This is a genomic window from Magnetospirillum sp. XM-1, assembly GCF_001511835.1.
Classification (GTDB): Bacteria; Pseudomonadota; Alphaproteobacteria; order Rhodospirillales; family Magnetospirillaceae; genus Phaeospirillum.
Genome location: NZ_LN997848.1, coordinates 2861545 through 2887291 on the forward strand (window position 1 = coordinate 2861545; position 25747 = coordinate 2887291).

Sequence of the window (25747 nt, forward strand, 5' to 3'; positions counted from 1 at the left end):
TGCGCGGAAATGAAACCCTGGATGAAGATCGCCGCCGCCCTGATGGCTGTGCTCGTCCTGGCGGCCGCCTGGATCGCCTGGGAAGGCCACCGCCGCTTCACCGGGCCGGGGCCGTCGCCCAGGCCGGTTACCGTGATCATTCCCAAGGGGTCGGGCACCGAGCTGATCGCCCAGTCGCTGGAAGGTGCCGGCGTGGTCTCGTCCCGCTATGTCTTCGCCGCCGGCGTCAAGCTGCGCCGTGCCACGCTGAAGGCCGGCGAATACGCCTTTCCCGCCCATGTGTCGCCGGAAGAGGCCATGCGCATCATCGCCGAGGGCAAGGTGGTGATCCACAAGCTGACGGTGGCCGAGGGGCTGACCGTGCGCCAGGTCCTCGATCTGGTGAAGGAGGCCGACTTCCTGTCCGGCTCCGTCACCCGCAAGCCGGCCGAAGGCCGCCTGCTGCCCGAGACCTGGCACATGGTCAGAGACGAAGCCCGCGACGACGTCGTCGCCCGCATGGAAAAGGCCATGGCCCAGACCCTGGACGTGCTGTGGGTGGCCCGCGCCCCCGGCCTGCCGCTTAAATCCAAGGACGACGCCCTGATCCTCGCCTCCATGGTCGAGCGCGAGACGGCCGTGGATTCCGAACGCGCCAAGGTCGCCGCCGTGTTCTACAACCGCCTCGCCAAGGGTATGCGGCTGCAATCCGACCCCACGGTGATCTATGGCGTGTCCGACGGACTGGGTGAGCTCGACCATCCGCTCACCCGGGCCGAGCTCCAGACCAATCACCCCTGGAACACCTACACCATCGACGGATTGCCAAAGACCCCCATCGCCAATCCCGGCCGCGCCTCGCTGGAAGCCGTGCTCCACCCGGCCAAGACCGACGCGCTGTACTTCGTCGCCGACGGCACCGGCGGCCACGCCTTCGCCCGGACGCTGGACGAGCACAATTCAAACGTGGCGAAGTGGCGGCAGTTGGAGAAGGCGGGGAAGTAGGGGGCGGTCCTTAGACTCCCTCTCCCTCCGGGAGAGGGGTGGGGTGAGGGGCCGCACCATTCGGCTTCGCCGCTCACGCGGGCTCCGCCCGCACCCGCCAAAGGGCGCGGCCCTTTGGGAACCGTTAGAAGAATAAATTCCTTTTTCCGTTGTCGGGTTTGTGGTAGGAATAGTCCACCAACACCCGAAATACGCCCGGAGCCAGGCATTGGCTCCGGGCGTTTTCTTTTGCCCGGAGCCTGCCATGTATCCTTTTCCGCTGACCGAGGCCAATCTGAAGAAGGCCATGACCGATCCCCGCTACACCAACTCCCGCCACCCGGATTCCCAGTCATGGCGCGATATGGTGTCCCAGGGCTTCGCCACCCTCTATCCCGACCAGACCCTGCGCGGTGACCACACCGACCAGATGGAGCGCCGCCAGGGCGCAGACGGCAATATCTACGCCTCGGACGGAACCAAGGTGGCCAGCGGGAGCATCCGTATCCGCAGCTATACCCGCACCGTCAACGGCCACGTGGTCGAGGTGGCGGCCCACGAGCGGACCGGCGGCAGCGGAGCCAAGGCACCGTTCGATGCGGACAAGTCGGCAGAGACGTTGAGAGCGCGCGCCGAGGCCAAATCAAAAGGGCGTTGTGCCAATTACGTCAAGGCGGCCCTTAGCAGTGGCGGCCTCCAGGTGGGTGTTGGCGTCCGTGATGCCAAGGATATGGGACCAGCCCTGGAGAAGGCCGGATTTGAACCGGTTGCCGAAGAGGCGTATAAACCTCGAAAAGGCGATGTCGTCGTTATCCAGCCCTATCCAGGCGGGAGCATTGAAGGCCATACGGCAATGTATGACGGCAAGACTTGGATATCGGACTACAAGCAAAGGGATATGTGGGGTGGCGATGGATACCGCACGCACAAACCGGCCCATCAGGTCTATCGTCGCAGCCCTTAGCCTTGTCGTCGCTCTCGTCTCCCCCATTCCGACGTTTGGGGCGGATGGGGAGTCGATGGCAGGGCAACTTCACCGTGCGGCATCAGCGCCCGAGCGCGCATTGAACGTCATTTTGAAGGTTCAAGCCTCGGAACGGCCTGGAAATGTGCACCTCTTTGACTTCCTCACCGATTACAAAGGGGCTCGGCGGACTTACGAGAAAATGTTCGGTCGCTACTTCAGTTCGGCGTATCTCGATGCCGTCGCGGCCTATGAGCGTGAACTGGTCGTCCAGAATTGTGGTGGCGAATATGTCGAGGGCGATATGTGCGGGCTGGAATCGAGCCCGCTGAACTGCGCCCAGGACGACGCACCCTATGGTTACTGGTATCGTACTGAACGCAGCACGGGTAACTCAGTCATCATCGTTGCCGCCTGGGAACGCTCCGGCCCCTGGATAGCCCGATACCGGATGAGTAAAGAGGCGCGCGGTTGGGTGGTCGATGGCGTCGAGTGTCATCAGGGGTATCATTACAACTGGTAGCCTTGCCGCTCACGCGGGCCCTCTCCTATGCTCCCAGCAATTTCAGCTTCTCCGCCGTCACCAGGGTGATGCCCTTTTCCGTGCGGTGGAAGCGGGCGGCGTCCAGGGCGGCGTCCTCGCCCACCACCAGACCCGGCGGCACCACCACGCCCTGGTCGACGATGCAGCGTTTCAGGCGCGCATGGCGGCCGATGTCGACGTTGGGCAGGATGACGGCGTCCTCGACCACGCAATAGGAATTGACCCGGACGTTGGAGAACAGCATGGAGCGCCGCACCACGGCGCCCGAGACGATGCAGCCTCCCGCCACCAGGGAATCCACCGCCATGCCGCGCCTGTGATCGGAATCGAACACGAACTTGGCGGGCGGCGATTGCGGCTGGTCGGTCCAGATGGGCCAGCTCTCGTCATAGAGGTTCAGCGCCGGCGTCACCGTGGTGAGGTCGATATTGGCCTCCCAATAGGCGTCGATGGTGCCGACGTCGCGCCAGTAATGCTCCCGCGCCCCTTCGTGCATGACGCAGGAATCCTGGAAGTGGTGGGCGATCACCCGGTGGGTGCCGACCAGGGCGGGGATCAGGTCCTTGCCGAAATCGTGGCTGGTCCCTGCGGCTGTGGAGTCCTTCTGCAGCATGTCGAACAGCAGCTGGGCGTTGAAGATGTAGATGCCCATGCTGGCCATGGCCTTGTCGGGATGTCCGGGCATGGGCTGCGGGTTGGCGGGCTTCTCGTCGAAGCGGATGATGCGGTCGTCGTCGTCCACCGCCATGACGCCGAAGCCCTTGGCGGCCTCCAGCGGCACCTCGATGCAGGCGACGGTGACGTCGGCCCCGGCCGCCAGGTGGTGGGCCAGCATGCGGCCGTAATGCATCTTGTAGACATGGTCGCCGGCCAGGATCAGCACATGCTCGGGCCTATGCGCCCGGACGATGTCCAGGTTCTGGAACACCGCGTCGGCGGTGCCCTTGTACCAGTTCTCGCCCTGGGTGCGCTGCTGGGCGGGCAGCAGCTCGATGAACTCGTTGAACTCGCCCCTGAGGAAACCCCAACCGCGCTGGATGTGCTGCAGCAGGGAATGGGCCTTGTACTGGGTCAGCACGCCGATGCGGCGGATGCCGGAATTGATGCAGTTGGAGAGCGTGAAGTCGACGATGCGGAACTTGCCGGCGAAGGGAATGGCCGGCTTGGCGTGCCAGTCGGTGAGGTCCATCAGGCGCGAGCCGCGCCCGCCCGCCAGGATCAGCGCCAGGGTCTTGCGCAGGCGGTCGTTGACCTCGATGTCGATGGCGGCGCTCCGATCGGTGGGATCGTACATTCATCACCCCTTGGACGTTTTTTCGTTGCCTTATGACGGTGCCACAATCCCCGCATGGGTACAATCGCAGGGGGCGGGACGCGGCCATGTGGGGCCACGGCCTCTCTCGACGGCGGCGGTAATCCGGGATAGGCTGAAGGTAGGAGTGCTTCAACCTCCGAGACGGGGTCCGAGATGCGCGTGCTGTTCGCTTCCTCAGAAGTGTTTCCGCTGGTCAAGACCGGCGGGCTGGCCGACGTGTCGGGGGCGCTGCCCGCCGCCCTGGCCCAAGCCGGCGTGGATGTCCGCATCCTGCTGCCCGGTTATCCCGACGCCATCGCCGCCGCCGGGGCCAAGAAGGTGGCCGGCGCGCTGGGCGACCCCTTCGGCCTGGGGGCCGAGGCGATGCTGCTATCCGGCAAGCTGCCCGACAGCGGTGTTCCTGTCTGGCTGGTGGACTGTCCCGCCCTGTTCGAGCGCGTCGGCGGTCCCTATCAGGATTCCCAGGGCCGCGACTGGCCCGACAACGCGCTGCGCTTCGCCCTGCTGTCGTGGACGGCCGCCCATCTTTGCACCGAGGGCAGCCCGGTCAAGTGGCGGCCCCAGGTGCTGCACGCCAACGACTGGCAGACCGGCCTGGCGGCGGCTTATCTCCACGCCTGGAACGTGACCCAGCGCCCGGCGACGGTCTTCACCATCCACAACATCGCCTATCAGGGCCAGTTCCCGCCGGACATGGTGGCGCGCCTGGGCTTCCCGCCCGACATGTACGCCATGGAAGGGTTCGAGTATTACGACACCCTGTCCTACCTCAAGGCTGGGCTGTTCTATTCCGACCGCATCACCACGGTCAGCCCGCGCTATGCCAAGGAGATCCAGACCCCGGCCTTCGGCTGCGGCATGGACGGCCTTTTGTCCCATCGCGCCACGGACCTTGTCGGTATCCTCAACGGCGCCGATTACGGGGTGTGGAATCCGGCCACCGATTCCCATCTCGCCCATCCCTATGCCCCCGGCGATTCGGCCGGCAAGGCGCGCAACAAGGCGGCGCTGCAGGCGGAACTGGGCCTGGCCCAGGACCCGGATGCGCCGCTGATGGTGATCGTCAGCCGCCTCAACGACCACAAGGGCATGGACCTGGTCCTGGCGGCCCTGCCCAACATCCTGAAGATGGGCGCCCAGGTGGCGGTGGTGGGAACCGGCGACCGGCACCTGGAGGACGGTTTCCGCGCCGCGGCCGCCGCCCATCCCACCCAGGTGGCGGCGCGCATCGGCTATTCCGAGCCCCTGGCGCATCGCATGATGGCCGGCGGCGACATGCTGCTGATGCCATCCAGGTTCGAGCCGTGCGGCCTGACCCAGTTCTACGCCTTCCGCTACGGCACCGTGCCGATAGCCCACGCCACCGGCGGGCTGGCCGACACCCTGGTGGACAGCGGCTACGACACCCTGATGACCGGCAAGGCCAACGGCTTCGTGTTCGAGCATTGCAATGTCGGCGCCTTCCAGTGGGCGGTCGAGCGGGCCGTGGGGCTTTACACCCGCAAGGACCAGTGGACGAAGATCGTCAAGGCCTGCGTCGCCCAGGACTTCTCTTGGGGGCGTTCGGCGGCGCTGTACGGTGACCTCTACAAGTCGTTCGCCGGCAACGGCAAGGGAAAGAAGAAGGCATGACGTCCGAAGCCGTTCCGGTTCTGGTCGCCGACATCGGCGGCACCCATGCCCGCTTCGCCCTGGTGGGCGCCGATGGCGAGGCGGCCAACCCGGTGGTGCTGCGCTGCGCCGATTACGATGGTCCGGCGCCCGCCATCAAGGCCTATCTCGCCGACCAGGGGGGCGGGGCCGCACCCCGGCGCGGGGCCTTCGCCGTGGCCTCGGTGATCGACGGCGACCGCATCGAGCTGACCAATTCCCCCTGGCGCTTCTCCATCGAGGCGACCCGCCAGGCCGTGGGGCTCGAGCGGCTGGAGGTGGTCAACGACTTCACCGCCGTGGCGCTCTCGGTCCGTCATTTGAAGCCCGAGCATCTGGTCGCCATGGGCGGCGGAGCGGCCCTGGCCGGGCGCCCCATCGCCGTGCTGGGGCCGGGCACCGGGCTCGGCGTGTCGGCCCTGGTTCCCGCCGCCTCGGGCGAGTGGACGGCCCTCGATACCGAGGGGGGCCACGTCACCATGGCCGCCGCCACCGAGCGCGAGGCCCGCATCCTCGACCGCCTGCGCACCCAGTTCGACCATGTCTCGGCCGAGCGGGTGCTGTCGGGGCAGGGGCTGGTCAACCTCTACCAGGCCATCGCCGCCCTGTCCGGGCATCAGGCGGTGTTCTCCACCCCCGACGTGATCAGCAAGCGGGGCCTGGACGGTTCGTGCCCGGTCAGCCGCGAGGCGGTGGAGACCTTCTTCGCCATGATGGGCACCGTGGCGGGCAATCTGGCCCTGTCGCTGGGGGCCAAGGGCGGCCTGTTCATCGCCGGCGGCATCCTGCCGCGCATGGCCGACGCCTTCCGCCTGTCGTCGTTCAGGACGCGCTTCGAGGCCCATGGGCGGTTCCAGCCCTATCTGGCCCAGATCCCCGTCTGGCTGATCACCCACCCGCTGCCGGCCTTCGTGGGATTGGCGGCTTTGGTGGGCTCCGAGAATTCCGCATAGGCCCATTCCGTCGCCGCGCTTGCATTGCGGCGCAACATGCACGATATCTGAATTATCGAGGCATGTTCACGAGCCCTCCCATGTTGGTTTCCCCGTTCAAGGTCGGCGAGTTCGACGGCATGGCGCCCCGCGAGGACGCGGCGGTGCTGCGCATCTGCGATCCGACCGATGACTGGAAGGCCGAGGGACGGGGGCTGGCCGATTCCGGTTGGGGCGCGGCCCTGACGCTCGCCTTCTGGGACATGGATGCTTCGGCTCTGGGGGTGAAAGGCCGCCTGATCACCCGGCTGTGGGGCCGCAACCGCGCCGTGTTCGAGGCTTTGGCCGGCCGGCTGTTCGGCTCCGACATTCCCTGGCGGCCCTTCATCGCCGCCGACGCCGCCGCCATTGCCGCCTTCGCCGACGGGCTGGCGGACAAGGGCATCAGGGAGGTGCTGGTGGTCTGCCGCAACGGCCGCGGCCGCTCGAGCACCGTCGGCCGCTGGCTGGCGCGTCGCCTCGGTGCCCGCTTCGCCGTCAGCGGCGACGACCGTGATTCGGGATATATCCGCGAGACCCTGGACCGGGTGGCGGGCTCGTCGCCCAACCGCATCGAGCCGACGCTCACCCAGGCGGCCTGAACAAGCGCCATCGGGACTGGAATCCGAATCGGTTCCGGGGTACACATCAGCCTCCGTCTCCCTTGCGTGAAGGCAACGCCCTTGAAAGCCGCCGTCATCGTTTTCCCCGGCTCCAACTGCGACCGTGACGTCGCCGTGGCGCTGGAAGCAAGCATGGGCTCCAAGCCCCTCATGGTGTGGCACCGCGACACCCAACTGCCCGACCTGGACCTGATCGTGGTCCCCGGCGGCTTCTCCTATGGCGATTACCTGCGCTGCGGCGCCATGGCGGCCCATTCGCCGATCATGCGGGAGGTCAAGCGCCAGGCGGAGAAGGGCACAAGGGTGCTGGGCATCTGCAACGGCTTCCAGATCCTGACCGAAACCGGCCTGCTGCCGGGCGTGCTCATGCGCAACCGCAATCTCAAGTTCATCTGCCAGGACGTGTACCTGCGCGTCGAGAACGCCGAGACCGATTTCGCGCGCAAGCACAAGCTGGGCGACGTGGTGCGCTATCCCATCGCGCACGCCGAGGGCAACTACTTCGTCGAGCCCGAGGCCTTCCGCGCCATGGAGGGCAATGGCCAGGTGGCGTTCCGCTACTGCTCGAAGACTGGCGAGGTGTCCGATGCCACCAATCCCAACGGCGCCTTGTCCAACGTGGCCGGTATCTATAACGAGACCAAGACGGTGCTGGGCCTGATGCCCCACCCCGAGCGTCTGGCCGAGGACCTGCTGGGCGGGTCCGACGGCAAGAAGATGTTCGATTCCCTGGTGGAGGCGCTGCGATGAGCAAGATCACTGCCGAAGTCATCGCGCAGCACGGCATCAAGCCGGACGAGTACAAGAAGATCCTCGAGATCATGGGCCGCGAGCCCAATCTGACCGAGCTCGGCATCTTCTCGGTGATGTGGTCCGAGCATTGCTCGTACAAGTCGTCGAAGAAGTGGCTGAAGACCCTGCCGACCAAGGCCCCCTGGGTGATCTGCGGCCCCGGCGAGAACGCCGGCATCATCGACATCGGCGACGGCCAGGCCATCGTCTTCAAGATGGAAAGCCACAACCACCCCAGCTTCATCGAGCCCTACCAGGGCGCGGCCACCGGCGTGGGCGGCATTCTCAGGGACGTGTTCACCATGGGCGCGCGTCCCATCGCCAACATGAACGCGCTGCGCTTCGGCGATCCCTCGCACCCCAAGACCCGCCATCTGGTGGCGGGCGTGGTGGCCGGCATCGGCGGCTACGGCAATTGCGTCGGCGTGCCCACCGTGGGCGGCGAGACCAATTTCCACCCCAGCTACAACGGCAACATCTTGGTCAACGCCATGACCGTGGGTCTGGCCGACAAGGACAAGATCTTCTATTCGGCCGCCGCCGGCATCGGCAATCCCGTGGTCTATTTCGGCTCGAAGACGGGGCGTGACGGCATTCACGGCGCCACTATGGCCTCGGCCGAGTTCGACGAGAAGTCCGAGGAAAAGCGCCCCACCGTGCAGGTGGGCGACCCCTTCACCGAGAAGCTGCTGATCGAGGCCTGCCTGGAGCTGATGTCCACCGACGCCATCGTCGCCATTCAGGACATGGGCGCCGCCGGCCTGACCTCGTCCTCCTTCGAGATGGCGTCCAAGGGCGGCCTGGGCATCGAGATGGATCTCGACGCCGTGCCCATGCGCGAAGAGGGCATGACTCCTTACGAGATCATGCTGTCCGAATCCCAGGAACGCATGCTGATGGTGTTGAAGCCCGGCCGCGAGGCCCTGGCCAAGGCCATCATGGACAAGTGGGAGCTGGACTTCGCCGTGGTCGGCGTGCTGACCGACACTGGTCGCATGGTGCTCAAGCGCCATGGCGAGGTGGTGGCCGATCTCCCCATCGATCCGCTGGCCCTGGCTTCGCCCGAGTATGACCGTCCCTGGACCGCCCCGGCCAAGCGTCCGGTGGTTGATGCCAAGGACGTGCCCCAGATCTGCGTCGCCGAGGCGCTGAAGATTCTGGTGGCCTGCCCCGATCTGGCGTCCAAGCGCTGGATCTACTCCCAGTACGACCACATGGTGATGGGCGACACGGTGGGCCGCCCCGGCGGCGACGCCGCCGTGGTGCGCATCCACGGCACGGACAAGGCGGTGGGCATCACCACCGACGTGACGCCCCGCTACGTGCTGGCCGACCCCTACGAGGGCGGTCGCCAGGCGGTGGCCGAGGCCTATCGCAACCTGTCGGCGGTGGGCGCCCTGCCCATGGCCGTCACCGACAACCTGAACTTCGGCAATCCGGAAAAGCCCGAGATCATGGGCCAGATCGTCGAGGCCATCCGCGGCATGGGCCAGGCCTGCGTGGAGCTGGACTTCCCCGTGGTGTCGGGCAACGTCTCGCTCTACAACGAGACCCAAGGCAACGCCATCCTGCCCACCCCGGCGGTGGGCGGCGTCGGCCTGTTGGAGGACGTCAACAAGTCCGCCACCGTGGCCTTCAAGCGCGCCGGCTCGTCCATCGTGCTGATCGGCGAGACCAAGGGCTGGCTGGGCTCGTCGCTTTACCTGCGCGAGATCGCCAAGCGTGAGGACGGCGCCCCGCCGCCCGTGGCGCTGCATCGCGAACGCCGCGCCGGCGAGCTGGTCCGCCAGCTGATCGGCGACGGCCTGGTGCAGGCCTGCCACGACGTCTCCGATGGCGGCCTGCTGGTGGCGGTGGCCGAGATGGCCATGGCGTCGGCGGACAAGATCGGCGCCAAGCTGGACGCGCCCCACAATCTGCCGCTGCACGCCTGGTGCTTCGGCGAGGACCAGGGCCGCTACGTGCTGGAAGTCTCCGACAACGATCTGGCCAGCGTGCTGGAAGAGGCGGCGGAGCACGACACCACGGCGCGCGTCATCGGCAAGACCGGCGGTTCGGTGATCAGCGTCGGCGGCCGCGCCGTGCCGGTCTATGAACTGGCCGAGGCCAACGAAGGCTGGCTGCCCGCCTATATGGGCGAGGAAATGTCGGGCCACTGAGGCCACGGCATCCTCGTCTCGCGCGGAACCAAAGCCCTCTCATCCCTTGCGGGTGAGAGGGCTTTTCCTTTGGCGGGAAGCCCTTCGTTCCATGGGGCCATAGCGCTGTTGCGGGCGCTGGTGCGGCCCCGTATTGTGATCGCGGAAGGGGAGCATTAGGAAAGATACGCCATGCCCATGGAAGCCAATGAGATCGAAGCCCTGATTCGCGAGGGGATTCCCGATGCCAAGGTGATCATCGAGGATCTGCGCGGCGACGGCGATCACTACTCGGCCCTGGTGATTTCCGAGGCCTTCCGCGGCAAGAGCCGCGTCGCCCAGCATCAGATGGTCTTCGCCGCCATGCAGGGGAAGATGGGCGGCCAGCTGCACGCCATGGCGCTGCAGACCGCGACCCCCGACAACGCCCCCGATTTCGCCAAGGATTAGGCTGGCGCGCTTGCGCCCCGGCGCTGTGCTGCCTACATCTCAACCACGATCCGTCACGATCCATATTCCGAGGAAATTCGACCGATGAGCAATCCCGTTTTCGACCGCATCCGCCAGGACCTTTCCGAGAATGATGTGGTCCTCTACATGAAGGGCACGCCCATGTTCCCGCAGTGCGGCTTTTCCGCCGCCGTGGTGCAGGTGCTGACCAATCTGGGCGTCAAGTTCAAGGGCATCGACATCCTGGTCGATCCTTCCTTGCGCGAAGGCATCAAGCAGTTCACCAACTGGCCGACCCTGCCGCAGCTCTACGTCAAGGGCGAGTTCGTCGGCGGCTGCGACATCGTGCGCGAGATGGCCGAATCGGGCGAGCTGAAGCAGCTGATGGCCGACAAGGGCGTCGCCAGCGCCTAGGCGCCTTCCTATTCAGGATAAGCGGCCCGGAAGGCGACTTCCGGGCCGTTTTGCTTTTTCTCCCTCCTCCAGCCTTGGGCTGGGGGAGGGGGGGAATTAGATCCCTAGGCAACGTCCCTGGCGTAGGCCTCCAGCGCCGACAGGCCGCTTTCCAGGTCTTCGATCTCGAAGCATTTCTGCATGACGGATTCGGCCCCCTGGGTGATCCAGGCTTCATGCCGGCGGGGGTCCCGGGAACCGGTGGTGACGACGACCGGAACGTCCTTCAGCAGCGGATCGAGCTTCATGTAGATCAGCAGTTCCGAGGCGTCCTCGCTTCCCACCATGCCGTCCAGCAGGACCACGTCGGTGTCCGCGCCGCCGGTCTCCTCGATTCTCCGATTGAAATGCTCCACCGCCCCATCGATGGAATCGACCCAGGTCACGGCGCAGTCGAACACCTGTGCGCCCAGGGCGAATTGCTGCAACCGCGCATCGGCCACATTGTCTTCGACGATCAGCACCTTGAGGTGTCGCACGTTTGCCTTCGCCGAAAGTCCAATCGGGACTCAGTATAGCTGAAACTACTTCTGCGGGAAAGTCGTTCGCTTTCCGCGCAAAAAACAACGGCCCGGAACTGCTTCCGGGCCGTGTCTTGTCGCCGGTGGGCGAACCTTAGCGCGAATAGAATTCGACGACGAGGTTCGGTTCCATCTGCACGGCATAGGGGACATCGCCCAGCTTGGGGATGCGGACGAACTTGCCCTTCATCTCCTTGTGGTCGACTTCCATGTAGTCGGGGACGTCGCGCTCGCCGGACTGGGCGGCCTCGAGGATCAGGGCCATGTCCTTGGACTTGGTCTTCACCGAGATGACGTCGCCTTCGTTGACGCGGTACGACGGAATGTTGACGCGCTTGCCGTTGACCAGGATGTGGCAGTGGTTGACCAGCTGGCGGGCGGCGAACGGGGTGGGGGCGAACTTGAGGCGGTAGACCACCGCGTCCAGGCGGCACTCCAGCAGGCCGATCAGGTTCTCGGAGGTGTCGCCACGGCGGCGCACGGCCTCGTCATACAGACGGCGGAACTGCTTCTCGCTGATGTTGCCGTAGTAGCCCTTGAGCTTCTGCTTGGCCATCAGCTGGGTGCCGAAATCGGACGGCTTCTTGCGGCGCTGGCCGTGCTGGCCGGGAGGGTTCTCCTTGCCGCGGTTCAGCGGGGACTTGGAGCGGCCCCAGAGATTGGCGCCCAGGCGGCGATTAATCTTGTACTTGGCTTCAATACGCTTGCTCATGGTCTTCCTTCTGGCCGAATTGATCAGCCTATTGGGTTGTCCCGATAGTCCTGGTCCGCCTGGGGAGGCGGGGAGGGGTGGGCGCGCCAAACGGCCGGCCACCCGCTTTCTCGGGAGGAGAAGGGGCGCACTATACGGATCGGCAGCGCTTTTTCAAGCCCGAATCTTGGCGAGGAAGCCTTCCACCGCCCGGCTGAGGCCGGCGGCGCCGGAAGATAGCTGCCGCGCCGTCTCCAGCACGTCGGACGACGACGTCCCCGCCGCCGACACCGCCGTCACGGCGTCGCCCAGGCTGCGGGTGACGTCGGTGGTGCCGCGTGCCGCCTGTTCGGCGCTCTGGGCGATTTCGCCGCCGGCTGCGGCCTGCTGCTCCACCGCCTGGGCGATGGCGACGCCGATATGGCTCATGCGCTCGATGACCACGCTGACATGGGCGATGGCGTCCGCCGCCTTGGAGGTCTCGGCCTGGATGGCGGCGATCTGCTCGGAGATCTCCTCGGTGGCCCGGGCGGTCTGGTTGGCCAGTCCCTTGACCTCGCCGGCCACCACGGCGAAGCCCTTGCCCGCCTCGCCGGCCCTTGCCGCCTCGATGGTGGCGTTAAGCGCCAGCAGGTTGGTCTGGGCGGCGATGGCGTTGATCATGCGCACCACGTCGCCGATGCGGCCGGCGGCGTGGGACAGGCCGGACATGATGCGGTTGCTGCGCTCGGATTCCGCCACGGCTTCGCGCGAGATGGAGGTGGATTCCGCCACCTGGCGGCTGATCTCGGCGATGGAGGCGGTCAGTTCCTCGGCGGCGGCGGCCACCTGATCCACGTTGGACGAGGCGGTTCGGGCCGCCCGGCCCACCGAGGCGGCGTCGTTTCCCGCCGATTGGGTCATGCCCTGCAGCGTGCGGGCCGATTCTTCCATGCGGGCCGAGGCGGTGGTGACGAAGTCCACCATGCCGCGCACGCTGGCGTCGAACTCGTCGGCCATGCGCACCCGGGCGAGGCGGCGCTCCTCGCTGGAATTGCGCTCGGCCTCCAATTGGGCGCGGCGCAAGCTCTCCACCTCGACGGCGTGGTCCTTGAAGGTCTGGACGGCGCGGGCGATGTCGCCGATCTCGTCGCGACGGTGGGTGCCGGTCACCTCCACCCCCGTATCGCCCCCGGCCAGCCGCCCCATGATGGCGATGGCGTCCTTCACCGGCACGGTGATGGAGCGGGTCACCGCCAGGGTGAGGCCGCCCAGGGCCAGGACGCCCAGCACGATGACCCAGGCCGAGGCGGTGCTGGTGGATTGATAGGTGTCCATGGCCGAGAGGAATTCGTCCTTGGCCAGGCCGATCTCCTTGTCCATCAGGGCGCGCACGGCGGCGGTGGCCCCGTTGTAGCGGCCGGTGGTCTCCTCGGTCATGGTCTCGCGGGCGCCGAAGGCGTCACCGTCGCCGAATTGCTTGAGCGTCAGCCGGTAGGAGGCGCGGTAGGCGTCGAGCGCCGACTGGAAGGCGGCCTTCTCCTCGGCGCTGCGGCTGTCGGAGGCGTAGGACTTCCACAGCGCATCCACCTCGGCATCCATGGCCTCGATGTCCTTGGCCATGCGCTCGAGCGTCAGGCGGCTTTCGCTCTGCATCACCGTGGCGACGGCGCCCTGGATGCGGTGGACGGAATCCAGCACGCGGGCCAGCTGGCCCATGGGCACCACCCGCTCGCCATAGACGGCCTCCAGGCCGCCGGCGACGCGCTTGCCGCCCAGCATGCCGGTGCCGCCGATCACCAATAGTAATGATGTGGCGATAATCAAAAGTATGGATAGACGAGCGCCGAACCTGATGCGTTGCAGCATTAGTGCCCCCTGATTGACGAATATTTTTCGTTATTAAGGGGACTAATAGTCAAAAGCACAGATGCTGGACAATTGCGGTGATCCACATATGGATTTTGTCTGATGTGGAAAACCGAAATTTAGGATGATTCTGTTTTGCCCTTCTTGTGGCGGTAGGTCACCAGTTCATGGACGATACCATGCAGGGTCTGAATCTCCTGGCCGGTGAGGTTGGCGCGCTGGAACATGTTGCGGATGTTGCGCACCATCACCGGCCGCTTGTCGGCAATGCGCAGGAAGCCGCATTCGTCCAGTTCGCGTTCCAGGTGCTCGAAGAAGTGGACCAGCTTTTCCTTGGGCGCCGGGCCGGAATCGCGCCATCCCTTGGTCATGGCGGGCAGCGATCCGGAAACGCCCGCCTGGAACCATTCGTAGCCGATCAGCAGCACGGCCTGGGCCAGGTTGAGCGAGCAGTAATCGGGATTGAGCGGTACGGTCAGCACCGTGTCGGCCAGGGCGACGTCGTCGTTCTCCAGGCCGGTCCGCTCGGGCCCGAACATCACGCCGGTGCGCAACCCTTCCGAATCCAGATTGCGCATATGGCCGGCGGCCTCGCGCGGGGTGTCCACCGGCTTGGTCATGTAGCGGTCGCGGCCCGTGGTGGCCCAGACCCGGTTGAGGTCCGCCACCGCGTCCTTGGTGTGCTCGACGATCCTGGCGCCCAGCAGCACCTTGTCGGCGCCCGAGGCGGCGGCGATGGCGCGTTCGTCCAGGGGGTTGGCGCGGGGTGCGACGATGCGCAGGTCGGTCAGCCCGCAATTGAGCATGGCCCGCGCGGCGGTGCCGATGTTCTCGGACAGCTGCGGCCGGACGAGAATGATGGCCGGGCCGCGGGGGGGGGTGGTCGAGTCGGTCATGATGCCTGCGAAACCTTTAGGTAATCCGTTCGCGGGCATCTCCCCGCCATTGAGGCGGCGGCCAGGCGAGCGGAGGCGAGCGCTTAGGCTAAGGGGCGCATACGGCGAGCCCGAAGGCTCGCCGATACTATTCGTCTTTGAAGCGGAACAGCATGAAGGTGATGGAATCCTGCAAGGCTTCCAGCGAGGCTTCCAGCACGTTGGTGTGCACGCCGACCGTGGTCCAGCGATGGCCCTTGTCGTCCTCGCTTTCGATGGTGACGCGGGTCTTGGCGGCGGTGCCCACGGTGCTTTCGGTGATGCGCACGCGATAGTCCTTGAGCTCCAGCGCGGTGAGCGCCGGATAGACCCGGGTCAGCACCTTGCGGAGCGCCACGTCGAAGGCATGGACGGGGCCGGTGCCTTCGCCCACTTCCATGTATTCCGTGCCGCCAACCTCGACCTTGACGGTGGCTTCCGACAGGGTGATCCACTCGCCCACCGCGTTGCGGCGGCGCTCGTCGATGACGCGGTAGCGTTCCAGCTGGAAGTATTCCGGCACCTCGCCCAAGGCGCGGCGCACCAGCAGCTCGAAGCTGGCGGCGGCCTGGTCGTAGGCGTAGCCCTCGTGCTCCAGGCGCTTGACCAGATCCACCAGGTCGGTGGCCTCGCGGGCGTCGAAGGTGACCTGCATCTGCTCGACCACGCGGACCAGGCTTTCGCGCTTGACCTGATCGAGGTCGACGCCGATCTCGGTCAGGCGCGCCACCAGATTGGAGCGGCCCGCCTGGTCGGACATGACGATGTGGCGCATGTTGCCCACCGCCGACGGGTCCACGTGCTCGTAGCACTTGGGGTCCTTGGCCACGGCGGAGACGTGCAGGCCGCCCTTGTGGGCGAAGGCCGACTTGCCCACATAGGGCTGGCCGCGATTGGGGGTACGGTCCAGCACCTCGTCCAGGGCGCGCGACACCGAGACCAGATTCTTCAGGTCTTCCGGCGCGATGCCGGTGTCGAAGCCCATCTTCAGCATCAGGGCCGGGATGATGGAGATCAGGTTGGCGTTGCCGCAGCGCTCGCCCAGCCCGTTCAGCGTGCCCTGGATCTGGCGCACCCCGGCCTCGACGGCGGCCAGGGAATTGGCGACGGCGGTGTCGGAATCGTTGTGGCAGTGGACGCCGAGATGACTGCCCGGGATGCCGCCGGCGATGACCTCGCCGACGATGCGGCGCATCTCGTGGGGCAGGGTGCCGCCGTTGGTGTCGCACAGCACCACCCAGCGGGCGCCGGCATCATAGGCGGCCTTGGCCGCCGACAGGGCATAGGCCGGATTGGCCTTGTAGCCGTCGAAGAAGTGCTCGGAATCGAACATCACCTCGTCGACCTTGGTCAGCGCGTGCTTCACCGAATCCGAGATCATGCGCAGGTTCTCGTCCAGCTCGATGCCGAGCGCCACGGTGACCTGGAAGTCCCAGCTCTTGCCCACCATGGTGGTGACGCGGGCCGGGGTGACCAGCAGGGCGTTCAGCCCCGGATCGTTGTCGGCCGAACGGCCGGCGCGGCGCGTCATGCCGAAGGCGGTCAGCCGCGAGCGCTTGAAGGCGGGCGGGTCGGCGAAGAAGGCGTCGTCGGTGGGGTTGGCCCCCGGCCAGCCGCCTTCCACGTAGTCGATGCCGATTCGGTCAAGCTCGCGCGCGATCCGCACCTTGTCGGCTGCGGAGAAATCCACTCCCTGGGTCTGCGCCCCATCGCGCAGCGTGGTGTCGTAGAGGTAAACGCGCTCGGCCATGACGATCTCGATCCGCCCGAAAAAACAGTGGGAAAGAGAGGAAACATGCCCCATCCGGGGGGTATTGGGCAAGGGCTTACCGCTTTTTTCCTGTTCCGAACTGTGATGAGTCTCACGGAGGATAAGTTGAGAATGAATTATGAATGGTCATTAACTCATGTCGAATTGTGAAGGAAATCACAATGGTGTCGCCAGTGCGTACGTTGATGTCCGCGATAGCAATTAGCTTGTCAATGTCACCTATATTCGAATGCATGGGGCAAGACATTGCAAGTATACAAGGCGATTCTGCAGAAATCGGAATGGCGTCTTGGTATGGAGCCAAATATCGCGGCCGCAAGACTGCCAGCGGCGAGCGCTTCGATCCCTCTGATCTGACGGCGGCCCATCCCGTTCTGCCCATGGGCACTCTGGTGGAGGTTTCCCGCCCCGAGCGCCGGGGGGCCGTGGTGGTCCGCGTCAACGACCGGGGGCCGGGCGGCGGACGGATCGTCGATCTTTCCGAGGCCGCGGCCAGGAGATTGGGGTTGGTGAACGAGGGAACCGGCCTTGTCTCGCTGCGGGTGATCGGCTTCGCCGAGTAGAGTGTTAACAAATATTCAATATATATTTACAATTCATTCTTAATCTGCTACCTGTTCACCGGTCGTTAGGAAAGCCTGGGCAGAATGCCCCGCACTTCAATGCAGGCAGGATGCAGGATTGAAACGATGAAGACGCTCAAGATCGCGGCGTTGGCCGCTATTGTGGTGTCGGCCGCGTCTCTTCCAGCCTCGGCTGAGATGGCTGGATCCGCGGGTCTGGGAGGCGAAAGCTACGGCATCGCGTCCTGGTACGGCCCTGGCTTCAAGGGCAACCGCACCGCCAGTGGTGAAAAGTTCGACCCCAAGGCTCTGACCGCCGCCCATCCGACGCTGCCCTTCGGCACGCTGGTCGAGGTGTCCCGGCAGGACAAGAAGAAAAAGTCGGTGATCGTCATGGTCACCGATCGTGGCCCCTTCGTGGCCGGTCGTTCCATCGACCTGTCGCGGGCGGCGGCCCGGCGGCTTCACATGAGCCACCAGGGCGCCGTGCCGGTCAGGATGCAGGTGGTCGGGCGGACGGAATAACGAAAGAGCGCCGGGGCCGCGCCGGCCCCGGCTTTTTCGTTCCGGCTTAGCGGTGGATGGCCTTGGTCACCGTTCCGGTGGCCGGATCGACCTGGAAGTGGGCCTTGGCGCCGCCGTCGTCGCGGGCCTCGACCACGTAGCTGTCCTTCTTCCATTCCAGTTCCGACAGGTTCCAGTGGCCCTGCTCGGCGGCGGCCAGCATGGCCTTGACCGCGTTGGCGCCGACTTCCGGCGTGGTGGCGCTGTCGAGGCGGGCGGGTTCGGGCAGCAGTTCGCCGGTCCGGGCGTTCACCGAGAAGGTGGCCAACTGGCCCGACGGCGCCCGCACGGTGGCGAGATAGCGGCCGTTCTCGCGGTCGAGGGCCCGCAGGTCATGGCCGTCGGCCACCATCTGGTTGAGGATCACGGCGGGGGGCAGGGCATCGCCGGCCGGCTTGTCCTTGGCCTGGGCGACCGAGCCCAGGGCGAGGGTGGCGATGGCGGCGGCGATCAGGGAGGTCTTGGTCAACATGGCGGTGTCTCCGATTGGTGAGGCATTCAACTGAGGACAGTGTGCCTCAACCCACCCCAACCGGAGCTGAACCGCCGGTTCATGCGGCGTTCAGATAACGCCCTTGCCCTTCAGCGCGGCGATTTCCGTCTCGCTCAGGCCCAGCAAGCCGCCATAGACCCGGCCGTTGCCCTCGCCCAGGCGGGGGCCGAGGGTTTCGACCCGGCCGGGCGTGGCCGACAGCTTGGGCACCACGCCGGGCACCACCACGCTGCCCAGGACGGAATCGGCCACATTCTGCAGGTTGCCGCGCGCCTGGAATTGCGGGTCCTCGAAGATGTCGGCGATGGTGTTCAGGGGAGCCGCCGGCACCTCGAACTCCAGGCACAGCTCCATCACCGTTTCGCGCGGGCGGGTGGCGGTCCAGTGGCCGACCAGGGCGTCCACGTCGGTGCGTTCGGCCAGGCGGTGGCGCAGCAATCCCCATTTGGCGGCATCGGCCAGTTCGGGCCGTTCCATGGCCTCGCACAGGCGGGCGAACATGCGGTCGGTGGTGCAGGCCAGCGCCACCCACTTGCCGTCGCCGCAGCGGAAGTGGCCGTGGGGGCAGGCGTTGACCGTGCCGGCGCCTTCACGCTCGCGCACCTTGCCGAACATGGCGTAGGCCGGGGCGATCTCGTCCAGCGCCCGGAAGACGGATTCGTAGAGGGCGAGGTCGATGACCTGGCCCTCGCCGGTGGCGTCCTTGTGACGCAGCGCCAGCAGCACGCCGATGGCGCCGTAAAGGCCGCTCATGTAATCGGCCAGCGAGGTGGAGCCCGGCGTCACCGGCACGTCGCCCGGCATGCCCGCCAGATAGGACAGGCCGCCGAAGGCATGGGCGATGCGGGCGAATCCGGGCCGGTCCTTGTAGGGACCCGTCTGGCCGTAGCCCGAGATGCGCAGCAGGATCAGGCCGGGATTGACGCGACGCAGCTCATCCCAGCCCAGGCCCCATTTCTCCAGTGTGCCGGGGCGGAAGTTCTCGGCGATGACGTCGGTCTTGGCGACCAGCTTGAGGAACAACTCGCGGCCCTCGGGCTTGCGCAGGTCCAGGGTGACGGAATCCTTGTTGCGCGCTTCGGACAGCCACATCAGCGAATCGCCGTCGCGTTCCGTGATGGAGCCGAAGCGGCGGAAGGTGTCGCCGCCCTGGGGCTGCTCGACCTTGATCACCTCGGCGCCGAACTCGCCCAGGATGGCGGCGGCGTAGGGCGCGGCGATGAAGGTGGCGACGTCGAGGACGCGGATGCCGTCCAGGGGGCGCTTGGGCTGGGCCATGGTGTCTCGCTGGCAATGGAGCCGATTTGATACCATGGCCGATCTTGGCCGATCTAGACGGTCTTGACGTTGCCCAGGAAGGTTTCCACGTGCCGGCCCAGGCTGTCGCCGGATTCCTCCAGGGCTTCGGCCACCTTGTACATGTTCGACGCCATCTCGCCGGTCATCTGGGCGGCCGAGGAGACCTCGGCGATGTTGCTGGTGACCTCCTGGTTGCCGTTGGCGGCTTCCTGGACGTTGCGCACGATCTCCTGGGTGGCGGCGTTCTGCTCTTCCACCGCAGCGGCGATGGAGGACACCACCTCGTCCACCCGGGCGATGGCGGCGCCCACCGTCTTGATGGCGCTGACGGCGTTCTGGGTGGAAGACTGAATGCCGCCGATCTGCTCGGCGATCTCGCTGGTGGCCTTGGCGGTCTGGGTGGCCAGGTGCTTCACTTCGTTGGCGACGACGGCGAAGCCCTTGCCCGCCTCGCCGGCGCGCGCCGCCTCGATGGTGGCGTTCAAGGCCAGCAGGTTGGTCTGGGCCGCGATGTCGTTGATCAGGCTGACGATCTCGCCGATCTTCTGGGCGGCGGTGGACAGGCCCTCCACGGTGGCGTCGGCGGTCTGCACCCCGTCCACGGCTTCCTGGGTGATGCGGGTGGTGTCCTGGACCCGGCGGCTGATCTCGTGGGTGGAGGCGCCCAGTTCCTCGGCCGCCGAGGCCACGGTCTGGATGTTGGCGGTGGCCTCCTCGGCGGCCGCCGCGACGGCGGCGCTCTGGCGCGAGGTCTGCTCGGCGGCGGCGTGCAGGCTGGTGGAGGTGGAGTGGACGCTCTGCACCGCACTGTCCACCTTGGACATCACCCGGCGGATCATCACGTCGAAATCATTGGTGAGCAGCTCGCGCTTGCGGCCGCGGGCCACTTCGCGCTCCTGCTCGGCCTTGGACTGGGCTTCCAGCTGTTCCGCGCGAATCAGCCCATCCTTGAACACCTGCACCGAACGGGCCATGTCGGCGATCTCGTCGGCGCCATCGGTATAGGGGACGCTGACCGTCCGGTCGCCGCCAGACAGCGAGCTCATGACCCCCGTGATGCCGCGAACCGGCCGGACGATGGAACGGCCTACGAAGAAGGCCAGGACGACGAACACCATTCCCGCCGTCAGGCTCAGTCCCATGGCCACGCCGATCACCCGGCGGTGGATGGCGTCATCTTCCTCTGCGACGCGGACTCCCTCGCGGTCGGCGAACTCGACGATCTTGTCGAAGTTGGGGGAAAAGGCGGAATAGATGGCGCTGAGTTCGGCGATGTCCTTGCGCACGATCTGGTCCGCCCCGATCAATTTGACCGCGTCGGCGAGATAGGCGTCGATCAGGTCCTTCAGTTCGGCTTTCTGGGCGGCGGGCACGCCGGAGCGCTGAAGGACGTCCAGGAAGACCTTGTGTTCCGCTTCAAGCTTCGCCTGCAGCTCGGGTTGGCCGCGCAGCAGGTAGTCCTTCTCGTGCCGGCGCAGCATCAGCATGTGCCGCATGAGCTCGGATTGCCCCTGGGCTTCGAGGGCGCTTTCCACCTTGTGGACCGCCTGGCGCAGTTGGCCCTGCAGCCCGGATCGCTCGTTCATGCCGGCGATGGTCAGGTTGGCGGCCAGTTCGTCCAACTGCTTGCGATAGGCGGCCATGCCGGTCCGGACGGCCTGGGCCAGACCGGCCACCGGGGCGGCTTCCTGGCGCTTTTCAAGGTCGGCGGCCAAGGCGACGACCGCGTCGGAGGCCTTGGCCGCCTGCTCCGCGTATTTGGCGTCACGGCGCAGCAGAAGGTCCTTCTCGTTCCTCCTGGCTTCAAGGCTGGCGATGCGCAGTTCCTTGCCGAGGTTGGCGACCGCCCCGAAGGCCTTGGCGTGGCGATCCAGCTCGTCAAGAGTGGCGACGGCCCAGAACATCACGGCCGCCAGGGCGATCATCGCCGTGATGGACGCACCGGTCAGGATGGCGATGCGGGCGCGGATGGTCAGTCTGTTCATGGGAACCCCGCAGTGCTGTGGCAACAGGGGTTGAGCCGTCCGGCTATGTATTTTGGGAGCGCCCGGTCCTATACAAGTGGCTTTGGTATGCAACGGGAAAAAAGTAGTTTCTCAACCCTGGCGATTGTCCAGGGCATGGCGAAAGCCTCGCGCAGCCAGGCCGCGTACCACTCCCGTCCCGGCCTGGTCTCGGGCCAGGCGGGAGCGGGGCTGACCGGCAGGCCGAGGCGATGGAAGACGTAGAGCGAGCGGGCCATGTGGCAGGCGTCGGTCACCACGGCCAGACGCCTCCAGCCCCGCGTCTCCACCAGGGCGCGCGACAGCAGGGCGTTGCCGATGGTGTTGACGGAAACGTCCTCCACATGCAGCCGCTCGGCCGGGATGCCGGCCCGAAGGGCGAGGTCGCGCATCACATGGGCCTCGGGCACCGGGTGGCGAACCGCGCCGCCGCTCATCAGGAGATGGACGGCCCGGCCCTCCTCGATCAGCCGGACGCCCCGCGCCACCCGCCGCGCCATGGCCGGGCTGGGGCTGCCGTCGGGCCGCACCATGGCGCCCAGGACGATGGCGGCGTCGAAAGGGCTATCGACAGGAGTGGCGGACATCTCTTAACTGTGGGCAACGGATTACAAGGAGAGTGCCATGGACAAGCGCCGCAACACCGACGTCATCGTGGAGACCCTGGGGCTGGAAGGCAAGCGGGTCATCGACGTGGGCTGCGGCGATGGGGCGCTGGCGCGCCTGATGGCCCGGTTTGGCGCCCATGTGCTGGGGGTGGAGTGCAGCCCGCGCCAGTTGGCCAAGGCCCGCGCCGCCGCCAAAGTGGCCGACGAGGAGATCGTCGAGGGCGTGGGCCAGGCGCTGCCCGCCGACGACGAAAGCGCCGACGCCGTGGTGTTCTTCAACTCGCTGCATCACATTCCCATCGCCTTCCAGGCCAAGGCCCTGGCCGAGGCGGCCCGGGTGCTCAAGCCCGGCGGCGAGGTCTATGTCTCGGAACCGCTGCCCTGGGGCGCCTTCTTCGAGGCGGTGCAGCCCATCGACGACGAGACCTGGGTGAGGGGGGCGGCGCTGGCCTCGGTCAAGGGCGCCTGGGTCCATGGGCTGGAGGAGGAGAGCGAGTTCACCTACCTGCATCCCATGGTGCTCAAGGATTACGACGCCTTCCGCGACAAGATCGTCTCGGCCAACACCGAGCGCGAGGCCAAGTTCGTCGAACTGGACGCCGAGATGCGCGAACGCTTCGCCCGCCTGGCCAAGCCGGCCGAGGACGGCGGCTTCGCCTTCGAACAGCCCATGCGCGTCAACCTGCTGCGCAAGGAATAGGACCCGAGGGATGAACAACCCGGCTTTGCTTCAGTCCATGTTTCAGCGGGCGGTCCAAGCCTTTCAGAACGGCAACATGGATCTGTCCGCCGCCGAGTGCCAGCGCATGCTCTCCATCGACCGCCGCAACACGGCGGCCATGCATATCCTGGGATCGGTGGCCTTTCGCCAGGGTGACCATGAGCGGGCCGTGGAATTGCTGGGCAAGGTGGTCAAGCAGGACCCCGGACGCATCCAGGCGGTGATCACCTTGGGCGAGGCGCAGCTGGCGCTGTCGCGCTTCTCCCTGGCCGCCATCAATTTCAGGAAGGCGGTGGCGGCCCGGCCCGATGACTGGGGCCAGCACTATAATCTCGGCCTGGCGCTCAGGGGGCTCGGACAACTGGACGAAGCCGCGACGGTGTTCGAGAAATGCCGGGACATGGCCGAAGCGGAGGCAACCGCGCCGGCGCCGTGGAACGCCCTGGGGGACGTCTACCGCGCCCAGGGGCGGCTGGACGAGGCGCGGGCCTGCTTCGAGCAGGCGCTGAGGATCTCGCCGAATTTTTCCATGGCGCAGAACAACCTGGGCCTCACCCTGAATGCCCTGGGCCGGATCGCCGAGGCCATCTCCATGCTGGAGAAGGCCATAGCCATGAATCCCCAAGACCCGGAACTGCACTACAACCTGGGTTGTTCTCTCCAGGATGATGGGCAGACCCTGCCGGCGATCGCGGCCCATCGCCAGGCCATCGCGCTTCGCCCCGATTACGCCGCCGCCCATTGGAACCTGTCCCACTCGCTGCTGCGGGCCGGGGAGTTCGCCGAGGGCTGGCGCGAATATGAATGGCGCTGGCAGACGGTCCAGACCGCCGACACCTATTCCCAGCCCGCCTGGACCGGAGACGCGGCGGCGGGACGGACCCTCCTGATCTGGGAGGAGCAGGGCCTGGGCGACACCATCCAGTTCATCCGCTTCGCGCCGCTGCTGGCGAAGCAGGGGTGGAAGGTGGTCGTGGTGGTGCAAAAGCCGCTGAAGCGGCTGCTGGACGGCCTACCCGGCGTCGAGATCGTGGCGCGGGGCGAAGCCCTCCCGCACTTCGACGTCCATGCCCCGATGCTGAGCCTGCCGCGCCTGCTGGGCGTCACCGCCGATGCCGTTCCGGCCCCGGCACCCTACTTGGCGGCCGATTCCGCCAGGATCGCCCTTTGGGCCGAGCGCCTCGGCTCACGGGAGGGAATGCGGGTCGGCCTCGTCTGGCAGGGCAATCCCACCGCCAAGGTGGACAAGGGCCGTTCGATCCCTCTGGCTTGCCTGGCTCCGTTGGCCGCGATTCCCGGCGTTCGGCTGATCAGCCTGCAGAAGAACGAGGGGGTGGAGCAGTTGGACTGCCTGCCGGCCGGCATGACGGTCGAGACCCTGGGGGCGGATTTCGACGCCGGTCCCGGAGCCTTTCTCGACAGCGCCGCGGTGATGATGAACCTGGATCTGGTCGTCACCTCGGATACGGCCATCGCCCATCTGGCCGGCGCGCTGGGCCGCCCGGTCTGGGTCCTGCTTCAGGCGGTTCCCGACTGGCGCTGGCTGGACGGCCGGGCCGATTGCCCCTGGTATTCCAACATGCGCCTGTTCCACCAGGAGGCGGCGGGAGACTGGGACGGGCTGGCGGCGCGGGTGGCCGCAGAGTTGTCCCGCTTCAAATGAAAAAACCCCCGCCGGGCGAACCGGCGGGGGTTTTCCGAACCTGTGGCCGAGGCCTCAAGGTCAGCCGTGGATGGCCTTGTACTTGGCCAGCAGGGCGTCCTTGCTCTCGACTTCGTGCTGAACGATGCAATCGGCCGGGCAGACCATCTGGCACTGCGGGCTGTCTTCGGCGCCGACGCACTCGGAGCAGCGGGACGCGTCGATCACGTAGATCACGTCGCCGGCGGAAATGGCCTCGTTCGGGCAAGCCGAAACACAGGCGTCGCAGCTGGTGCAGTCGTCGGTAATCTTAAGGGACATGAGTTTTTCCTCTCTCCTCGCAACCCCACTTTTGGCCGCCCCCGGTCCCCGCGTTGATCGCGGGTGACCGGGGAACGGGTGGATATTACGCCGCTTGACCCAGGCGGGCCAGCTTTTCGTGACGGAAGGCGCCCCACAGCGCGGCGCCAATGGCGCCGGCATAGATCGAGTCCGGATGGGACACGGCCTTGAGGTTGACCTTCTCCTGCTCGGCCGCCTCGTTCAGGGCGGCGACCAGGCCGGTGTCGAGCGCCAGACCGCCGGTAACCTGGACGATGCCGTCCACGGCGCCGATGGACTTCAGCAGCTTGGCCAGACGCACCGCCATGGACACGTGAATGCCCTTGAGGATGTTCGAGGCCGAGATGCCGCGCGACACCATGTTGATGACGTCGGTTTCAGCCAGCACGGCGCAGATGGACGACACCTTCTCGGGGTCGTCGGCCTTCTGCGACAGCGAGCCGATCTCGTCCTGGGCGATGCCGAGGTAGCGGGCGATGTTCTCGAGGAACTGGCCCGACCCGGAAGCGCACTGGCTGGTCATCTTGTAGGACAGCACCTTGCCCACGCCGTCCATGCGGATGGCTCGGCCGTTCAGCGCACCGATGTCGAGCACCGCGCGGGCTTCCGGGTTGAGGTACAGGCCGCCACGACCGTGGGTGGTCATGGAGTAGAAGTGGCCGGTGGCGAAGCTGAGATTCTCGGCGTCGCCGGTGGAGGCCACATAGGAGACGTCCTTACGGCCGAGGCCGGCCGTCTTCAGCATGTGGTCATAGGCCTCGTTGGTCAGCTGGAAGGGGTCGCGGTTACGGATACGCGCGGTTTCCTTGCCCAGCCACTCCACCTTGTCGCCATTGACCTTGAAGACGACGGTCTTGATGCAGCCCGAACCGATGTCAACACCGGTAGTGATAAGTTCAGACAT

General features: G+C 66.3%; 26 protein-coding genes. 14 read left to right on the forward strand and 12 right to left on the reverse strand.

All coding sequences use genetic code 11. The features are described 5' to 3' along the window. Positions 1–9: 9 nt before the first annotated feature. From mltG to XM1_RS13255, 3 genes are all read left to right on the forward strand, one after another. A complete protein-coding gene (mltG, locus tag XM1_RS13245) occupies positions 10–984 on the forward strand; it encodes an endolytic transglycosylase MltG (RefSeq protein ID WP_068434159.1) in 975 nt (324 codons plus the stop codon). Between the two features lie 244 nt (positions 985–1228). Further along, positions 1229–1927, forward strand: coding sequence for a hypothetical protein (locus XM1_RS24705; protein WP_197603076.1), 699 nt, complete (start codon positions 1229–1231; stop codon positions 1925–1927). 55 nt (positions 1928–1982) lie between these two features. Continuing rightward, positions 1983–2450, forward strand: coding sequence for a hypothetical protein (locus XM1_RS13255; RefSeq protein ID WP_156428728.1), 468 nt, complete (start codon positions 1983–1985; stop codon positions 2448–2450). Between the two features lie 25 nt (positions 2451–2475). Here XM1_RS13255 and glgC read toward each other — a convergent pair whose 3' ends face one another. Beyond that, positions 2476–3765, reverse strand: coding sequence for a glucose-1-phosphate adenylyltransferase (gene glgC / locus XM1_RS13260; RefSeq protein WP_068434163.1), 1290 nt, complete (start codon positions 3763–3765; stop codon positions 2476–2478). Positions 3766–3939: 174 nt separating this feature from the next. On the opposite strand from glgC, the gene glgA reads away from it, so the two are divergent. The 7 genes from glgA to grxD all read left to right on the forward strand — a co-directional run bounded on the left by glgA (position 3940) and on the right by grxD (position 10824). Then, positions 3940–5418 (forward strand): glycogen synthase GlgA, encoded by a 1479-nt coding sequence (gene glgA, locus XM1_RS13265; RefSeq protein WP_068434165.1) that lies wholly within the window; start codon positions 3940–3942, stop codon positions 5416–5418. Continuing rightward, positions 5415–6389 (forward strand): glucokinase, encoded by a 975-nt coding sequence (gene glk / locus XM1_RS13270; protein ID WP_068434167.1) that lies wholly within the window; start codon positions 5415–5417, stop codon positions 6387–6389. Before glgA ends, glk begins: the two co-directional genes overlap by 4 nt. An 80-nt stretch (positions 6390–6469) precedes the next feature. Beyond that, complete coding sequence (locus XM1_RS13275; RefSeq protein WP_068434169.1) at positions 6470–7009, forward strand: hypothetical protein; 540 nt, start codon at positions 6470–6472, stop codon at positions 7007–7009. A gap of 81 nt (positions 7010–7090) precedes the next feature. Further along, positions 7091–7780, forward strand: coding sequence for a phosphoribosylformylglycinamidine synthase subunit PurQ (gene purQ, locus XM1_RS13280; RefSeq protein WP_068434172.1), 690 nt, complete (start codon positions 7091–7093; stop codon positions 7778–7780). Further along, a complete protein-coding gene (gene purL, locus XM1_RS13285) occupies positions 7777–9981 on the forward strand; it encodes a phosphoribosylformylglycinamidine synthase subunit PurL (protein WP_068434174.1) in 2205 nt (734 codons plus the stop codon). Before purQ ends, purL begins: the two co-directional genes overlap by 4 nt. Before the next feature lie 171 nt (positions 9982–10152). Further along, positions 10153–10410 (forward strand): BolA family protein, encoded by a 258-nt coding sequence (locus tag XM1_RS13290; RefSeq protein WP_068434176.1) that lies wholly within the window; start codon positions 10153–10155, stop codon positions 10408–10410. An 84-nt stretch (positions 10411–10494) separates the two neighbouring features. Then, positions 10495–10824, forward strand: coding sequence for a Grx4 family monothiol glutaredoxin (gene grxD / locus XM1_RS13295; RefSeq protein ID WP_068434178.1), 330 nt, complete (start codon positions 10495–10497; stop codon positions 10822–10824). Positions 10825–10928: 104 nt separating this feature from the next. Here grxD and XM1_RS13300 read toward each other — a convergent pair whose 3' ends face one another. The 5 genes from XM1_RS13300 to cimA all read right to left on the reverse strand — a co-directional run bounded on the left by XM1_RS13300 (position 10929) and on the right by cimA (position 16587). Then, positions 10929–11342, reverse strand: a complete 414-nt coding sequence (locus tag XM1_RS13300; protein ID WP_172821922.1) for a response regulator — start codon at positions 11340–11342, stop codon at positions 10929–10931. 136 nt (positions 11343–11478) lie between these two features. Continuing rightward, positions 11479–12096 carry a 30S ribosomal protein S4 gene (gene rpsD / locus XM1_RS13305; protein ID WP_011384527.1) on the reverse strand — a complete coding sequence of 206 codons (618 nt, stop codon included), beginning with the start codon at positions 12094–12096 and terminating at the stop codon, positions 11479–11481. Positions 12097–12249: 153 nt separating this feature from the next. After that, on the reverse strand, positions 12250–13923 hold the full coding sequence (locus XM1_RS13310; protein WP_082700510.1) for a methyl-accepting chemotaxis protein: 1674 nt from the start codon (positions 13921–13923) through the stop codon (positions 12250–12252). Positions 13924–14042: 119 nt separating this feature from the next. Further along, entirely contained in the window at positions 14043–14819 is a 777-nt protein-coding gene (locus tag XM1_RS13315) for an RNA methyltransferase (protein WP_068434184.1), read from the reverse strand. Positions 14820–14946: 127 nt separating this feature from the next. After that, entirely contained in the window at positions 14947–16587 is a 1641-nt protein-coding gene (gene cimA / locus XM1_RS13320) for a citramalate synthase (RefSeq protein ID WP_068437796.1), read from the reverse strand. A 302-nt stretch (positions 16588–16889) separates the two neighbouring features. On the opposite strand from cimA, the gene XM1_RS13325 reads away from it, so the two are divergent. Continuing rightward, positions 16890–17171, forward strand: coding sequence for a septal ring lytic transglycosylase RlpA family protein (locus XM1_RS13325; protein WP_231920505.1), 282 nt, complete (start codon positions 16890–16892; stop codon positions 17169–17171). Between the two features lie 126 nt (positions 17172–17297). Next, complete coding sequence (locus XM1_RS13330) at positions 17298–17696, forward strand: septal ring lytic transglycosylase RlpA family protein (RefSeq protein WP_068434186.1); 399 nt, start codon at positions 17298–17300, stop codon at positions 17694–17696. A gap of 46 nt (positions 17697–17742) precedes the next feature. Here XM1_RS13330 and XM1_RS13335 read toward each other — a convergent pair whose 3' ends face one another. The 4 genes from XM1_RS13335 to XM1_RS13350 all read right to left on the reverse strand — a co-directional run bounded on the left by XM1_RS13335 (position 17743) and on the right by XM1_RS13350 (position 22117). After that, positions 17743–18207, reverse strand: coding sequence for a PepSY domain-containing protein (locus XM1_RS13335; RefSeq protein WP_068434188.1), 465 nt, complete (start codon positions 18205–18207; stop codon positions 17743–17745). Positions 18208–18297: 90 nt separating this feature from the next. After that, positions 18298–19506 (reverse strand): CaiB/BaiF CoA-transferase family protein, encoded by a 1209-nt coding sequence (locus XM1_RS13340; protein ID WP_068434190.1) that lies wholly within the window; start codon positions 19504–19506, stop codon positions 18298–18300. A gap of 53 nt (positions 19507–19559) precedes the next feature. After that, on the reverse strand, positions 19560–21512 hold the full coding sequence (locus tag XM1_RS25230; protein ID WP_068434192.1) for a methyl-accepting chemotaxis protein: 1953 nt from the start codon (positions 21510–21512) through the stop codon (positions 19560–19562). Positions 21513–21580: 68 nt separating this feature from the next. After that, positions 21581–22117 (reverse strand): YdcF family protein, encoded by a 537-nt coding sequence (locus tag XM1_RS13350; RefSeq protein ID WP_068434194.1) that lies wholly within the window; start codon positions 22115–22117, stop codon positions 21581–21583. A gap of 37 nt (positions 22118–22154) precedes the next feature. On the opposite strand from XM1_RS13350, the gene XM1_RS13355 reads away from it, so the two are divergent. Next, the gene (locus XM1_RS13355) at positions 22155–22838 is read left to right on the forward strand and encodes a bifunctional 2-polyprenyl-6-hydroxyphenol methylase/3-demethylubiquinol 3-O-methyltransferase UbiG (RefSeq protein ID WP_068434196.1); all 684 of its coding nucleotides are present in this window, start codon (positions 22155–22157) and stop codon (positions 22836–22838) included. A 37-nt stretch (positions 22839–22875) separates the two neighbouring features. Beyond that, positions 22876–24522: a tetratricopeptide repeat protein gene (locus tag XM1_RS13360; protein ID WP_255360618.1), complete on the forward strand. Its 1647-nt coding sequence runs from the start codon at positions 22876–22878 to the stop codon at positions 24520–24522. 60 nt (positions 24523–24582) lie between these two features. Here XM1_RS13360 and XM1_RS13365 read toward each other — a convergent pair whose 3' ends face one another. Together XM1_RS13365 and bcrD are read right to left on the reverse strand one after the other, a co-directional pair. Next, the gene (locus tag XM1_RS13365; RefSeq protein WP_068434200.1) at positions 24583–24822 is read right to left on the reverse strand and encodes a YfhL family 4Fe-4S dicluster ferredoxin; all 240 of its coding nucleotides are present in this window, start codon (positions 24820–24822) and stop codon (positions 24583–24585) included. An 85-nt stretch (positions 24823–24907) separates the two neighbouring features. Further along, positions 24908–25747 (reverse strand): benzoyl-CoA reductase subunit D, encoded by an 840-nt coding sequence (bcrD, locus tag XM1_RS13370; RefSeq protein ID WP_068434202.1) that lies wholly within the window; start codon positions 25745–25747, stop codon positions 24908–24910.

What these genes read in the sequence shown, in the direction of transcription:
- mltG (WP_068434159.1), top strand. Translation starts at nt 10, where the DNA reads ATGAAACCCTGGATGAAGATCGCCGCCGCCCTGATGGCTGTGCTCGTC.
- XM1_RS24705 (WP_197603076.1), top strand. Translation starts at nt 1,229, where the DNA reads ATGTATCCTTTTCCGCTGACCGAGGCCAATCTGAAGAAGGCCATGACC.
- XM1_RS13255 (WP_156428728.1), top strand. Translation starts at nt 1,983, where the DNA reads ATGGCAGGGCAACTTCACCGTGCGGCATCAGCGCCCGAGCGCGCATTG.
- glgC (WP_068434163.1), bottom strand. Translation starts at nt 3,765, where the DNA reads ATGTACGATCCCACCGATCGGAGCGCCGCCATCGACATCGAGGTCAAC.
- glgA (WP_068434165.1), top strand. Translation starts at nt 3,940, where the DNA reads ATGCGCGTGCTGTTCGCTTCCTCAGAAGTGTTTCCGCTGGTCAAGACC.
- glk (WP_068434167.1), top strand. Translation starts at nt 5,415, where the DNA reads ATGACGTCCGAAGCCGTTCCGGTTCTGGTCGCCGACATCGGCGGCACC.
- XM1_RS13275 (WP_068434169.1), top strand. Translation starts at nt 6,470, where the DNA reads ATGTTGGTTTCCCCGTTCAAGGTCGGCGAGTTCGACGGCATGGCGCCC.
- purL (WP_068434174.1), top strand. Translation starts at nt 7,777, where the DNA reads ATGAGCAAGATCACTGCCGAAGTCATCGCGCAGCACGGCATCAAGCCG.
- XM1_RS13290 (WP_068434176.1), top strand. Translation starts at nt 10,153, where the DNA reads ATGCCCATGGAAGCCAATGAGATCGAAGCCCTGATTCGCGAGGGGATT.
- grxD (WP_068434178.1), top strand. Translation starts at nt 10,495, where the DNA reads ATGAGCAATCCCGTTTTCGACCGCATCCGCCAGGACCTTTCCGAGAAT.
- rpsD (WP_011384527.1), bottom strand. Translation starts at nt 12,096, where the DNA reads ATGAGCAAGCGTATTGAAGCCAAGTACAAGATTAATCGCCGCCTGGGC.
- XM1_RS13310 (WP_082700510.1), bottom strand. Translation starts at nt 13,923, where the DNA reads ATGCTGCAACGCATCAGGTTCGGCGCTCGTCTATCCATACTTTTGATT.
- XM1_RS13315 (WP_068434184.1), bottom strand. Translation starts at nt 14,819, where the DNA reads ATGACCGACTCGACCACCCCCCCCCGCGGCCCGGCCATCATTCTCGTC.
- cimA (WP_068437796.1), bottom strand. Translation starts at nt 16,587, where the DNA reads ATGGCCGAGCGCGTTTACCTCTACGACACCACGCTGCGCGATGGGGCG.
- XM1_RS13325 (WP_231920505.1), top strand. Translation starts at nt 16,890, where the DNA reads ATGGCGTCTTGGTATGGAGCCAAATATCGCGGCCGCAAGACTGCCAGC.
- XM1_RS13330 (WP_068434186.1), top strand. Translation starts at nt 17,298, where the DNA reads ATGAAGACGCTCAAGATCGCGGCGTTGGCCGCTATTGTGGTGTCGGCC.
- XM1_RS13335 (WP_068434188.1), bottom strand. Translation starts at nt 18,207, where the DNA reads ATGTTGACCAAGACCTCCCTGATCGCCGCCGCCATCGCCACCCTCGCC.
- XM1_RS13340 (WP_068434190.1), bottom strand. Translation starts at nt 19,506, where the DNA reads ATGGCCCAGCCCAAGCGCCCCCTGGACGGCATCCGCGTCCTCGACGTC.
- XM1_RS25230 (WP_068434192.1), bottom strand. Translation starts at nt 21,512, where the DNA reads ATGAACAGACTGACCATCCGCGCCCGCATCGCCATCCTGACCGGTGCG.
- XM1_RS13350 (WP_068434194.1), bottom strand. Translation starts at nt 22,117, where the DNA reads ATGTCCGCCACTCCTGTCGATAGCCCTTTCGACGCCGCCATCGTCCTG.
- XM1_RS13355 (WP_068434196.1), top strand. Translation starts at nt 22,155, where the DNA reads ATGGACAAGCGCCGCAACACCGACGTCATCGTGGAGACCCTGGGGCTG.
- XM1_RS13360 (WP_255360618.1), top strand. Translation starts at nt 22,876, where the DNA reads ATGTTTCAGCGGGCGGTCCAAGCCTTTCAGAACGGCAACATGGATCTG.
- XM1_RS13365 (WP_068434200.1), bottom strand. Translation starts at nt 24,822, where the DNA reads ATGTCCCTTAAGATTACCGACGACTGCACCAGCTGCGACGCCTGTGTT.
- bcrD (WP_068434202.1), bottom strand. Translation starts at nt 25,747, where the DNA reads ATGTCTGAACTTATCACTACCGGTGTTGACATCGGTTCGGGCTGCATC.